10 protein-coding genes are annotated in these 12,280 nt (G+C 72.1%); 8 read left to right on the plus strand and 2 right to left on the minus strand.

Annotated features, from left to right (window positions below; translation table 11 throughout):
- Positions 1-271 precede the first annotated feature (271 nt).
- The 6 genes from CHF15_RS17405 to CHF15_RS17430 all read left to right on the plus strand — a co-directional run bounded on the left by CHF15_RS17405 (position 272) and on the right by CHF15_RS17430 (position 9,427).
- Positions 272-2,689 carry an FtsX-like permease family protein gene (locus CHF15_RS17405; RefSeq protein WP_089224719.1) on the plus strand — a complete coding sequence of 806 codons (2,418 nt, stop codon included), beginning with the start codon at positions 272-274 and terminating at the stop codon, positions 2,687-2,689.
- A gap of 268 nt (positions 2,690-2,957) precedes the next feature.
- Entirely contained in the window at positions 2,958-3,878 is a 921-nt protein-coding gene (locus tag CHF15_RS17410) for a carbohydrate ABC transporter permease (protein WP_089224720.1), read from the plus strand.
- A gap of 2 nt (positions 3,879-3,880) precedes the next feature.
- Complete coding sequence (locus tag CHF15_RS17415; RefSeq protein WP_089224721.1) at positions 3,881-4,858, plus strand: carbohydrate ABC transporter permease; 978 nt, start codon at positions 3,881-3,883, stop codon at positions 4,856-4,858.
- 116 nt (positions 4,859-4,974) lie between these two features.
- A complete protein-coding gene (locus tag CHF15_RS17420) occupies positions 4,975-6,318 on the plus strand; it encodes an ABC transporter substrate-binding protein (protein ID WP_089224722.1) in 1,344 nt (447 codons plus the stop codon).
- Positions 6,319-6,455: 137 nt separating this feature from the next.
- Complete coding sequence (locus tag CHF15_RS17425; protein ID WP_410169643.1) at positions 6,456-7,529, plus strand: LacI family DNA-binding transcriptional regulator; 1,074 nt, start codon at positions 6,456-6,458, stop codon at positions 7,527-7,529.
- Between the two features lie 149 nt (positions 7,530-7,678).
- Positions 7,679-9,427: a glycoside hydrolase family 35 protein gene (locus CHF15_RS17430; protein ID WP_089224724.1), complete on the plus strand. Its 1,749-nt coding sequence runs from the start codon at positions 7,679-7,681 to the stop codon at positions 9,425-9,427.
- Between the two features lie 90 nt (positions 9,428-9,517).
- Here CHF15_RS17430 and CHF15_RS17435 read toward each other — a convergent pair whose 3' ends face one another.
- Positions 9,518-10,012 carry a hypothetical protein gene (locus CHF15_RS17435; protein WP_089224725.1) on the minus strand — a complete coding sequence of 165 codons (495 nt, stop codon included), beginning with the start codon at positions 10,010-10,012 and terminating at the stop codon, positions 9,518-9,520.
- On the minus strand, positions 10,005-10,379 hold the full coding sequence (locus tag CHF15_RS17440) for an iron chaperone (protein WP_089224726.1): 375 nt from the start codon (positions 10,377-10,379) through the stop codon (positions 10,005-10,007). The genes CHF15_RS17435 and CHF15_RS17440 overlap by 8 nt, the downstream gene beginning before the upstream one ends.
- 214 nt (positions 10,380-10,593) lie before the next feature.
- Here CHF15_RS17440 and CHF15_RS17445 point away from each other — a divergent pair, with 214 nt between their 5' ends.
- Together CHF15_RS17445 and CHF15_RS17450 are read left to right on the plus strand one after the other, a co-directional pair.
- Entirely contained in the window at positions 10,594-11,370 is a 777-nt protein-coding gene (locus tag CHF15_RS17445; protein ID WP_089224727.1) for a hypothetical protein, read from the plus strand.
- A 231-nt stretch (positions 11,371-11,601) separates the two neighbouring features.
- On the plus strand, positions 11,602-12,180 hold the full coding sequence (locus CHF15_RS17450; protein ID WP_245938881.1) for an AMIN-like domain-containing (lipo)protein: 579 nt from the start codon (positions 11,602-11,604) through the stop codon (positions 12,178-12,180).
- The last annotated feature ends 100 nt before the right edge of the window (positions 12,181-12,280 follow it).

Raw genomic sequence — 12,280 nt, forward strand, 5'->3', positions numbered from 1 at the left:
CGTCCCCTCCGCGCGTCTCGGATGCATCGCGTCGCACCGCTCTGAGCAGGGAGGATGTCATCAGAGGTGAAGGCGTTGAGCCGGAGCCGCGAGCACACTGTAATGACACGCTGTGGGTAGACATCGAGTGTATAGACAGCGTGTATATTCGCCGCATGTTCTTCGACCCGCTCTCGTTTCCGCTCCTCCTCGCGCCGCCCGGGGCCGCGTCCCGCTCCCGTTCGCGCCGGCCCGTGACGCACGCCGTCATACCGTGCCCGGGAGGTCCCGCATGAGCCGTCGAGGTGCCGGTGGTGCGCCGGGGCGGCTTCGCTCGGCGCTCGGAGATCTGGGGCTCGGCGTGCGGCTGGCGGGCTCCGGAGGCCGTGAGGGGTGGATCCGCACGGCGCTGACCGCGGTGGGCGTCGGACTCGGTGTGGCCCTGCTGTTCCTGGCCGCCGCGGTGCCGAACGTCCTCGACGCCCGCGAAGGGCGCGGTCACGCGCGCGAGACGCCGAACTTCGAGAGCGAGGTGTCGGTGCGGCGCGGGGACGCGACGTTCCTCTGGCTCGACGCCGCCACCGAGTTCCGCGGTGATGCCGTGGGCGGGCAGCTGCTGCGCCCGGACGGCCCCGGGGCTCCGCCGCCGCCGGGTGTCGCACGGATTCCCGGGCCGGGGGAGATGGTGGTCTCGCCCGCCCTGCGGGGGCTGCTGGACTCGCCGTCCGGCGCCCTGCTCAAGGAGCGGCTCGGTTACCGGATCATCGGGACCATCGCGGACCGGGGTCTGCTGGAGCCGGGTGAGCTGCGTTTTTACGCCGGCAGCGCCACGCTCTCCAGGAGCGGGGGTGCGATCAGGTCCGCGGGGTACGGCCATGATCCGGGCTCGGGGCGTTTCGATCCGAGGCTGGTGGTCCTGGTCGCCTTGATCTGTGTCGTGCTGCTGGTGCCGGTGGGTGTCTTCGTCGCCACGGCCGTCCGTTTCGGCGGGGACCGCAGGGACCGCAGGCTGGCCGCGTTGCGGCTGGTGGGTGCGGACGTCGCCATGACGCGTCGTATCGCGGCGGGTGAGGCGCTGTTCGGTGCGGGGCTGGGGCTGCTGGTCGGTGCCGGGTTGTTCCTGGGGGCGAGCCGGCTGGCGGGATCGGTGCGGTTGTGGGGTGTGAGCGCCTTTCCGGCGGACGTCGCCCCTGACGCGTTGCCGGCGGGTCTGATCGTGGTGGCGATCCTGGTGGGGGCGGTGCTGGTCACGCAGTCGGCGCTGCGGTCGGTGGTGATCGAGCCGTTGGGGGTCGTGCGGCATGCCGCGTTGCGTCCGCGCCGGTTGTGGTGGCGGCTGGTGGCTCCTGTGGTCGGGGTCGGTGTGCTGGCGTGGACGGGTTCGGCGGAGGAGGAGTTGGGGTCGGGGGGTGTGTATCCGATCGTGCTGGGCGCGGTGCTGGTCCTGGTGGGGTTGACCGGGCTGTTGCCGTGGCTGGTGGAGGCTGTGGTGCGCCGGCTGCGCGGGGGGCCGGTCGCGTGGCAGCTGGCGGTGCGCAGGCTGCAGTTGAGCAGTGGGACGGCGTCGCGGGCGGTCAGCGGTATCACCGTGGCGGTGGCCGGGGCGATCGCGCTGCAGATGGTGTTCGGCGGTATGCAGGAGGATTTCGCGTCGTCGTCCGCTCCGGCGGCGGCAGGTGCGTCGTCCGGTCGTGCCGATGTCGTGCGCGCGGACTTCAGTGTCGCGACCCCTTCGGGGAGTGCGGGTGTGCCGGCGCTGGCGGAGCGGATGGCCGGGGAGCTGGGGCGGGTCGGGGGTGTGCGGCGGGTGGTCGCCACGGTCCAGTCGTATGTGCACCGTGTGGACGCCGGTGCGGGGCCGGGTTCGGTCACCACGCTCACGGTGGCGGGTTGTGCGACGTTGCGGTCGCTGGCGTCGTTGCCCTCGTGCCGTGACGGTGACACCTTCGTGGCCCGTCTGCGGGGGTCGTCGGGCCGTGCCCGGGAGGCGAATCTCCTGACGGACGAGGTCGCCCGGCCGGGTGGGAAGTTCGATCTCGGCGGCATGTCCGGGGGTGCCGAGGAGGACGAGTCGTGGACGTTGCCGGAGTCGTCCCGTGCGGTGGTGGCGGTGCCGGACCCGGTGGGGGACGTCCATGACGGCATCCTGGCGACTCCGGGGGCGCTGGCCGGGTACGGGCTGCCGCAGGCGTCGACGTCCGCGTACGTGGCGGTCGGCCACGGTGTCGCGGACGCGGGGGAGCAGCTGCGCAATGCCGCGGCGCGGCTGGATCCGGCGTTGCGGGTGTACGGGCTGGTGAACGTGGAGCGTGACCGGCAGTACTCGAGTGTGCAGACCGGTCTGCGGATCGGCGGGACGCTGACGGTGGCGCTGATCGCGGCGGGGATGCTGGTGGCGCTGATCGAGCAGTTGAGGGAGCGCCGGCGGCTGTTGTCGGTGCTGGTGGCGTTCGGTACGCGGCGCAGGACGCTGGCGTGGTCGGTGCTGTGGCAGACGGCGGTGCCGGTGCTGGCGGGTACGGTCGTGGCGATCTTGGGTGGGCTGGTGCTGGGCAGGGTGATGCTGGGCATCGTGGTGAAGCCGGTGCGGGACTGGTGGGTGTTCCTGCCGTATGCGGGGATCGGTGCGGCGGCGGTGCTGGTGGTGACGTTGCTGAGTCTTCCGGCGTTGTGGCGGATGATGCGGGCGGACGGGCTGCGTACGGAGTGAGTGTCGGCTGCCGCCGGTCCTTTGCCGGGCCGGCGGCGGCCGACTCGCTGTGGGCAAAGGGCTGTTGACGTGCGGGAACGGTCTTGCGGGGTCGTGTCGGGGAGGAACCGCGTGAGGGCCCTTGACGTGTCGTGATGGCTGGTGTCACCATCGCGTCCATCAAATGTTTGCGTAAACGTGCGCCGACTCCGTTCGCTGATGTTTACGCAACCATCCCGATCCCGCCCTCTGCGGCGGGATCCCGCACGACGACGTGAAGGATGGGAACATGGCTGCCATACCGCCGCCACCGGGTACCGGCCGGGCCGCTCCTCCCCGAGGGCGCCGGGGCCGGCGCTGGCTGGGATGGGGCTTCGTGGCGCCGTTCATGATCGTCTTCGCGCTGGTCTTCCTGGCGCCGATCGGCTACTCGATCTACCTGAGCCTGTTCCGTGACCGACTGATCGGCGGGACCTCCTTCGTCGGTCTGGACAACTACGTCCAGGCCTTCCAGGACGGCCAGTTCTGGTCCGGCCTGGGGCGCGTCGCGCTGTTCCTCGCCGTGCAGGTCCCGATCATGCTGTGCATCGCGCTGCTGGTCGCGCTCGCGCTGGACAGCGGGCGGCTGCACGGCCGGAACTTCTTCCGGATCACGATCTTCCTGCCGTACGCGGTCCCGGCCGTCGTGGCGACGCTGATGTGGGGCTTCATGTACGGGGACCGCTTCGGTCTGGTCGCCGACATCAACGACGCCTTCGGCGTCTCGCTGCCGAACCTCCTCTCGCCCGGCCTGGTGCTGGCGAGCATCGGCAACATCGTGACCTGGGAGTTCGTCGGCTACAACATGCTGATCTTCTACTCGGCGCTGCACGTCGTGCCGCGCTCCCTGTACGAGGCGGCGGAGATCGACGGCGCGAGCCAGTTGCGGATCGTGACCTCCATCAAGATCCCGGCGATCCGCGGGGCGCTGGTCATCGCGACGATCTTCTCGATCATCGGCAGCTTCCAGCTGTTCAACGAGCCCAGCATCCTCAAGCCGCTGGCGCCCAACGCCATCACGACGTACTTCACGCCGAACCTCTACACCTACTCGCTGTCCTTCTCCGGGCAGCAGCACAACTACGCGGCGACCGTCGCGATCGTCATGGGGGTCGTCACGATGATCATCGCCTACGTCGTGCAGCTGCGCGGCATGCGCAAGGAGGCCTGACGATGGCCCAGGCGAGCACCCAGGCAGACACCGGGGCGGGCACCGGCGCGGACGGCCGTGCGGGCACCGCGGGCGCGTGGCGAGGGCGTCGCGGCGCACCGTCCGAGCGGCCCGCGGGCCGGCGGCACTCCTCCGACCGGCCCCGGCGCAGTGTCCTGCTCACCGTCCTGACCGCCCTGGTCGCGGTCTACACCCTGGTCCCGCTGGCCTGGCTGCTGATCAGCGCGACCAAGACCCAGAAGAGCCTGCTGGACTCCTTCGGGCTGTGGTTCAGCGGTGACTTCGCGCTGTGGGACAACATCCAGCAGACCCTGACCTACGACGACCACATCTTCGTGCGCTGGCTGCTCAACACCCTGCTGTACGTGGCGCTGGGCGCGGGCGGCGCGACCTTCCTGGCCGTGCTGGGCGGCTACGGCCTGGCGAAGTTCGACTTCCCGGGCAGGCGGGGGGTCTTCGCGGTGGTGATCGGCGCGGTCGCCGTTCCGGGTGCCGCGCTGGCCGTGCCGACGTTCCTGATGTTCAGCAAGATGGGCCTGACGAACACCCCGTGGGCGGTGATCGTGCCCTCGCTGATCTCGCCGTTCGGCCTCTACCTGATGTGGGTCTTCGCCTCCGAGGCGATCCCCGACGAGCTGCTGGAGGCCGCCCGGGTCGACGGCTCGGGGGAGATCCGCACCTTCTTCAGGATCGGCCTGCCGCTGTTGGGACCCGGCATCGTCACCGTGCTGCTCTTCACCGTGGTCGCGACGTGGAACAACTACTTCCTGCCGCTGATCATGATCAAGGACCCGGACTGGTACCCCCTCACCCTGGGCCTGAACGCCTGGAACGCCCAGGCCGCCACCGCGGGCGGGCAGCCGGTGTTCAACCTGGTGGTCACCGGCTCGCTGCTGACCATCGTGCCGCTCGTCGCGGCCTTCCTGCTCCTGCAGCGCTTCTGGCAGACCGGGCTCGCCGCGGGCAGCGTCAAGGAATGATCACCGGCGCCGCCGCGGCGCCGTACCCATCCTCCCCCTGCGGTCCGCCGCCCGGCACAGCAGTGCCGCGGCGACGGGCGGTGCCGCAGACCATCACCACAACGAAGTGAGATGCGATGACGAACAAGCCACTGCGCCGTTCGGCGCAGGCGATCGCGGTGCTCTGCGCGGCGGCGCTGTCCCTGACCGCCTGCGGTTCCTCCGACGACTCCGGCTCGGGAGCCAAGGCCGCCGACGCGGGCAGCGTCGAGGCGGCGCTGAAGAAGGGCGGCACGGTGACGGTGTGGGCGTGGGAGCCGACGCTGAAGCAGGTGGTGACCGACTTCCAGGCGAAGTACCCCAAGGTCAAGGTGAAGCTGGTCAACGCTGGCACGGGCAACGACCAGTACACGGCGCTGCAGAACGCGGTGCAGGCCGGTTCCGGGGCGCCGGACGTGGCGCAGATCGAGTACTACGCGCTGAGCCAGTTCGCGCTCGGCAAGTCCGTCACGGACCTGAGCGCGTACGGTGCCAAGGACCTGTCCAAGGCGTACTCGCCGGGCCCGTGGAACTCCGTCGCCGTCAACGGCGGGGTGTACGCGCTGCCGATGGACTCGGGGCCGATGGCGATGTTCTTCAACAAGAAGGTCCTCGACAAGTACAAGATCGCGGTCCCCACGACCTGGGACGAGTACCTGACCGCGGCCCGGGCGCTGCACAAGGCCGACCCGAAGGCGTACATCACCAACGACACCGGTGACGCCGGGTTCGTCACCAGCCTGATCTGGCAGGCCGGCGGCCACCCGTACACGGTGGACGGCACCAAGGTGAACGTCGACTTCGGCGACGCGGGCACCAAGAAGTTCACCGAGGTGTGGCAGAAGCTGATCTCCGAGAAGCTCCTGGCGCCGATCACGTCCTGGAGCGACCAGTGGTACAAGGGCCTGGCCGACGGCACCATCGCCACGCTGTCGACGGGTGCCTGGATGCCCGCCAACTTCGTCTCCGGCGTGCCCTCCGCGTCCGGTGACTGGCGTGCCGCGCCGCTTCCGCAGTGGCAGGCGGGGCAGACCGCCAGCGCCGAGAACGGCGGCAGCTCGCTGGCGGTGATGGAGGCGGCCAAGGACAAGCCGCTGGCCTACGCCTTCGTGAAGTACGCGAACAAGGACGCCGGTGTGCAGGCCCGTATCAAGGGCGGTGCCTTCCCGGCCACGACCGCGGACCTCAACTCCCAGGCGTTCCTGGACACCGAGTTCCCCTACTTCGGCGGCCAGAAGGCCAACGAGATCTTCGCGAAGTCGGCCGGGAACGTCGCCAAGGGCTGGTCGTACCTGCCGTACCAGGTGTACGCCAACTCGGTCTTCAACGACACCGTCGGCAAGGCCTATGTGTCCTCCACGCCGCTGTCCGACGCCCTCGGCACCTGGCAGGAGGCCTCGGTGAAGTACGGCAAGGACCAGGGCTTCAGCGTCGGCGGCTGACGCCCCGCCGCGACCTTCGGCCGGCGCCCGCGCGCTTCCCTCGGCAGGGGGCGGCGGCGCCGGCCCGGGGGCCCGCGGACCGCCGGTCCGCGGGGCTCGGCCCCCTAGACTTCTGACCACCAACGGCTGTGAAACGTATGAGGTGTACGACGCACGTGGACGGGACCGTACAGAGCTCGGCGGCGGGCGCGCGGCGGCGGCGGCGCGGTGCGTCGATGGCCGACGTGGCCAAGCTGGCGGGCGTCTCGGCGCAGACCGTCTCCCGGGTCTCCAACGGCTTCCCCGGGGTGCTGGAGGAGACCCGGCAGCAGGTGCTGGCCGCGATGAAGGAGCTCGGCTACCGGCCCAACAGCGCGGCCCGCGCGCTCAAGCGGGGCGAGTTCCGCACCATCGGCGTCATCCTGTTCAACCTCTCCAGCACCGGCAACATGCGCACCCTGGAGGCCGTGGCCTCCTCCGCGGCCCGCGAGGGCTACGCCACGACGCTGCTGCCGGTGACCGCGCCCACGCGGGACGGGGTGCAGGGGGCGTTCACCCGGCTCGGTGAGCTGGCCGTGGACGGCGTCGTCATGATCATGGAGGTCCATCTGCTGGACGCGATGACGGTGGCCCTGCCGCCGACCGCGCCCGTGGTCGTGGTGGACTCCGACGCCGGCGACCGGTACTGCGTGGTCGACACCGACCAGGCCAGCGGTGCCCGGGCGGCCGTGGAGCACCTGCTGGGCCTCGGCCACGGCACGGTGCGGCACATCGCTGGGCCGAAGGAGTCGTTCGCCGCCGAGCGCCGGGTGGGTGCGTGGCGGGCGGCGCTGGAGGCGGCCGGGCGCGAGGTGCCGCCGCTGCTGCGCGGTGACTGGTCCGCGGAGTCCGGCTACGCGGCCGGGCTGCGGATCGCCGCGGACCCCGGCTGCACGGCGGTGTTCGTCGCCAACGACCAGATGGCCCTCGGGCTGCTGCGCGCGCTGAGCGAGCACGGCCGGCGGGTGCCGGAGGACGTCAGCGTCGTGGGCTTCGACGACATCCCCGAGGCCGCCTCGTACATGCCGCCGCTGACGACGATCCACCAGGACTTCGCCGAGGTCGGCCGGCGCTGCGTCGACGGGGTGCTGCGGCAGATCCGCAACGACGAGGCGGAGCGGGGCACCACGCTGGTGCCCACCGGTCTGGTCGTGCGCGGCAGCACCGCGGCCCCTCCGCCGCGGAGCCGCTGACGGCACCCCCCGCCCGGCCGTCCGTCATCGCCCACCCCGTCATGGCAACGCAAACATCCCGTCACGGGATGGCCCGCCCCACATCCGGCGCGGACCCCGTGACCGCACCGCACGCACCAGAAACCAACTCCACTGGAGGAGCACGGCCCATGCCCGTACTGCGGATCGAAGGGAACGAATTCCGCCTCGGCGGCGAGCCGTTCCGCATCATCTCCGGTGGCCTGCACTACTTCCGCGTCCACCCCGGCCAGTGGCGCGACCGGCTGCGCAAGGCACGGCTGCTCGGACTCAACACCGTCGACACCTACGTGCCGTGGAACCTCCACCAGCCGCGGCCGCGGACCTTCCGCAGCGACGACGGCCTGGACCTGCCCGCCTTCCTGGAACTCGCCCAGCAGGAGGGTCTGCACGTACTGCTGCGCCCCGGCCCCTACATCTGCGCCGAGTGGGAGGGCGGCGGACTGCCGTCCTGGCTGCTCGCGACCCCCGGCATCGGGCTGCGCACCGCCGACCCCCGCTACCTGGAGGCGGTCGACGACTACCTGGACCGGCTGCTGCCGCTGGTCGTGCCCTACCTGGCCACCAACGGGGGACCCGTCCTGGCGGTGCAGGTCGAGAACGAGTACGGCGCCTACGGCGAGGACCCCGTCTATCTGACGCACCTTCAGGAACGGCTGCGGCAGGGCGGCGTGGACGTCCCCCTGTTCACCTGCGACCAGCCCGCCGACCTGGCCCGCGGCAGCATCCCCGGCGTCCTGTCCACCGTCAACTTCGGCAGCCGCCCCGCGCAGGGCCTGGCCGCGCTGCGCGCGCACCAGGGCGACGGGCCGCTGATGTGCACCGAGTTCTGGAACGGCTGGTTCGACCGGTGGGGCGGTGTGCACGTCCTCCGCGACGCCGGGTCGGCCGCCGCCGACCTCGACGAGATGCTGTCGGCCGGCGCGAGCGTGAACCTGTACATGTTCCACGGCGGGACCAACTTCGGCTTCACCAACGGCGCCAACGACAAGCACACCTACCGCCCCACCATCACCTCCTACGACTACGACGCGCCCCTGGACGAGGCCGGCGACATCACCCCCAAGTACCTCGCCTTCCGCGACGTCCTCGCCCGGCACACCACCGTCCCCGACGAGCCCCTGCCCGAGCCGTCCAAGAAGCTCAACCTGCTCGGCGTCCGGCTCACCGGGAACACCCCGCTGCTCGGCTCCGCCGGCCGTCTCGGCGAGGCCGTGACGGGGCCGCGCCCGCTGACCATGGAGGAGCTCGGCCAGGACTTCGGCTTTGTGCTGTACGAGACCGAGCTGCGCGAACCCGGCCCCACCCTGCTGCACTTCGCCGGGATCGCGGACCGGGCGCAGGTCTTCCTCGACGGCGCCGCCGCCGGAGTCCTCGAACGCGAACAGCACGAGGCCGCCCTGGCCGTCACGGTGCCCGACGGCGGGGCGACGCTGGCCGTCCTCGTCGAGAACCAGGGCCGCGTCAACTACGGGCAGGGCATCCACGACCGCAAGGGCCTCACCGGCGCCGTCACCGCGGGCGGCACCGAACTGACCGGCTGGAGCAGCACGCCGCTGCCCCTGGACGACCTGTCGGGCCTCACCTTCACCACCGGCGGCCCGCAGCCCGTGGGGCCCACGTTCCACCGCGGGGAGTTCGAGGTCGAGGGGCCCGCCGACACGTACCTGGACCTGACCGGCTGGACCAAGGGCAACGCCTGGATCAACGGCTTCGCTCTCGGCCGCCACTGGTCGCGCGGCCCGCAGCGCCGCCTGTACGTCCCGGGCCCGGTCCTGCGGCCGGGCACGAACGAACTCGTCGTCCTCGAACTCCACGCGACCGCCCGCGCGACGGTCGACCTGCGCGACACCCCCGACCTGGGGCCCACCGAGGAATGACCGGGGGGACGGCCAGGCAATGACCAGGGCCTGAGTGCAGGCACCGTACCGCCGCCCGGCACCCCGGGCGGCGGTGCGGTGCGCCGGTGTTCATCTGCCGCGGGGCAGACGCAGCATCAGCCACAGGTCGGCGGACTCGGCCCACGACCGGACACGGCCGGCGAAGCGGCGGACGGTGGAACGGCGCAGGGTGCACAGCCAGACGTAGGCGCCCAGGGACACACACAGGCTCGCCCAGGTCTGCCACCACAGGAACGGCGGCGCGATCCCGGAGCCGAAGCCGGCGAGCAGACCGAGCACCCAGGCGAGTGCTCCCGCGGCGGCGACGGCGACGACGCCCGCCCCGCGCGCACGGCCCCGGGCCGCCCGGCGCGAGGCCACCGCCCCGACCGGGATCTGCACGAGGACGTGGACGGCCACGATCCACAGCAGCAGCGCGAAGGTCTGCCCGTAGGAGAAGTCCGGACCGCTCGCGGAGAGCAGCGCGGCGAAGCCCACCACGAGGAGCACGCCGCTCAGATGCATCGCCGCGACGTTGAGGGGCCCGTGCCACCCCCACGCCCAGCGGCGGTCGTCGTCACTCACCGGTGGTGCTCCCCCCGGGTTCGGCCGCGGTGGCCCTCAGCAGATCGCGCAGCAGACCGAAGTCCATGCGGTCGGGCGTGCGGAACCGAAGACAGCTCTTGCCCATGTCCTGCCCGGCGAGGCGGTCCTCGAAGGCGGCGCGGACGTCGCCGCGCATGAGGTAGAAGGAGATGTACTGCTTCTGGCTCGCGAAGGCGATCTCCGCCGTGCCCGCGCGCTCGTAGGCGGGCATGCCGTACGCCATCACCTCGTCGAACCCCGTCAGCTCCGCCCGGCACAGTTCGCGCAGCGTGACCAGCGCCCGCCGGCGCTCCTCCGGGACCTCGGAGAGGTAGCCGTCGACGTCCGCCGCACCGCTGTGCACCATGTGGCAAGACTACCCGGCGGGCGCCGGGGACCGCAGGCCGGCAACCCGCGTGCACCGCACCCGAACCGCGGCAACCGAACGGCGCCCCACCTGGTTGGAACAGGGGTGAGGGATTCTCCCCGGCGCACAACCGCCGGGGAGAATCCCCAGGTGCACGTACGCAGGGCGCCGGCCGACGCGCAGACGTCCCGGCGGGTGGAGGGAAGTGAGGAACATGCGCGCCGCGCCTGACGAGCAGGGGCACGACACGGAGCAGGTGCTGCGCCGCCTCCTGCGCGACGGGGTGCCGCGGCCCGCCACCCCCACCGACCGCATGACGCAGATCCGGCGGCGTGTGCGGCGGAGCAGGCGGCGCCGCGCGACAGCCGCCGGCGCGGTGACGGCGGTCGCCGCGGCCGTCGCCTGCGTGGCCCTCGTGCCGGGACTGCGGCCACCGGGCGGCACGAGGCCACCGGCCGCCGCGCCGGAACGGCAGCACATCCTTCCCACCGCGACGCCCACGCCGCAGTCCACGCAGGCCCTCGTCACGGTCCGCCTCCTGGACGCGACCCCGCTGACGGTGCGCGTACCGCGGGGCTGGCACTCCCTGTCCGTCGGCGACGGAGCCAAGGCCACGGCCTTCGTCGCCTCGCAGCCCCTCAGCCGCCCGCCACGCGGTTCCTGCGCGGCCCTGGCCGACGAGGTGGTGCCCGACTGCGAACCGGTGGAGGAACTCGACCTGAACGGGGTGCTGATGGCGTTCCGGCCGGTCGTGACGGGCAAGGCCGGCCTGGCGGCCCCCCTCGCCATGGGCGAGGCGGCACCCGCGGGCAAGAGCTGCCGGATACTGCGGGGCGACACGGAGATCCTCGCCTGGGGCCAGGGCCGCTCGGCGGCCTACGGCAAGCCCTTCGAGGTGCGCGTCGACGTGTGCCTGCGCGCCCCGTCGGACGCCACCCTGAGCACGGTCACCGAGGTCCTGGGGACGGCGTTCCCCCGAACCGGCGGCTGACGCGCGGCCGTCAGGGCGCGGGCGGCGCGGCGGACACCGGAGTTGCGGACAACTGGTCGGGCCGCACGCCGAATGCGGTGCGGCCGTCGGCGGACGGCATCCGGACCTCCGGGCGGCCGGCGCGGCAAGTCCGGGCAGACGACCGCGTTCCGGGGCGCGCCGCACAACCAAATCCTTGACCGGCATGTCGTACATGGCAAGTAGGCGAGAGCCGCGATGCAAGGGGGAATCATGCGTGCGAAACGATATGGGCTGGTGCTGGCCGCCCTGGTGATGGCGTGTGCGGGGGTGGCCGTGGCGGCGCCCGCTGTGACCGCGGCGCCCACGGTGGCCGCGGCGCCCGCACCGGCGTGCCCGACGGGCTGGGGCAGCCTCCCGAAGTCAGGGACGGACGCCGACCTCGGGGCGCTGACCGGCGTCAGGACCGGCCGGCACGACTGCTACGACCGTGTGGTGTTCGACGTGCCCACCGCCGGCACGGACGCCATCGGCTACACCGTGCAGTACGTCGACGCCGTCCGCCAGGACGGCTCGGGCCGGGTCATACCGGTCTCCGGCGGGGCGATCATCGAGCTCCGGGTGGCAGCCCCCTCGTACGACCCGGAGACCGGCGCCACGACCTACCCGGGACGGGCGGGGCGGACGCTGCCGGGCGTCGACCTGACCGGCTACCGGACCTTCCGGGACGCGAAGTTCGCCTCGAGCTTCGAGGGTGACACGCAGGTGGGCCTGGGGGTCCGGGCCCGGCTGCCGTTCCGGGTGTTCCAGCTGCCCGACCGCGTGGTGGTCGACGTGGCCCACACCTGGTGAGGGGTTCGCGCCGGCCGGGCCCGGTGGCGTGGTGCCACCGGGCCCGGCCTGGGCGTCCGCGGTCCTGACCGGTAACTCCTGTGAATTTCCGGGGCGGTTG

This window comes from Actinacidiphila glaucinigra (assembly GCF_900188405.1).
Classification (GTDB): domain Bacteria; phylum Actinomycetota; class Actinomycetes; order Streptomycetales; family Streptomycetaceae; genus Actinacidiphila; species Actinacidiphila glaucinigra.

Bases quoted from the DNA above. Each gene is read 5' to 3' on its own strand.
- CHF15_RS17420 (WP_089224722.1), top strand. From the start codon at position 4,975: ATGACGAACAAGCCACTGCGCCGTTCGGCGCAGGCGATCGCGGTGCTC.
- CHF15_RS17405 (WP_089224719.1), top strand. From the start codon at position 272: ATGAGCCGTCGAGGTGCCGGTGGTGCGCCGGGGCGGCTTCGCTCGGCG.
- CHF15_RS17445 (WP_089224727.1), top strand. From the start codon at position 10,594: ATGCGCGCCGCGCCTGACGAGCAGGGGCACGACACGGAGCAGGTGCTG.
- CHF15_RS17450 (WP_245938881.1), top strand. From the start codon at position 11,602: ATGCGTGCGAAACGATATGGGCTGGTGCTGGCCGCCCTGGTGATGGCG.
- CHF15_RS17415 (WP_089224721.1), top strand. From the start codon at position 3,881: ATGGCCCAGGCGAGCACCCAGGCAGACACCGGGGCGGGCACCGGCGCG.
- CHF15_RS17430 (WP_089224724.1), top strand. From the start codon at position 7,679: ATGCCCGTACTGCGGATCGAAGGGAACGAATTCCGCCTCGGCGGCGAG.
- CHF15_RS17440 (WP_089224726.1), bottom strand. From the start codon at position 10,379: ATGGTGCACAGCGGTGCGGCGGACGTCGACGGCTACCTCTCCGAGGTC.
- CHF15_RS17425 (WP_410169643.1), top strand. From the start codon at position 6,456: ATGAGGTGTACGACGCACGTGGACGGGACCGTACAGAGCTCGGCGGCG.
- CHF15_RS17410 (WP_089224720.1), top strand. From the start codon at position 2,958: ATGGCTGCCATACCGCCGCCACCGGGTACCGGCCGGGCCGCTCCTCCC.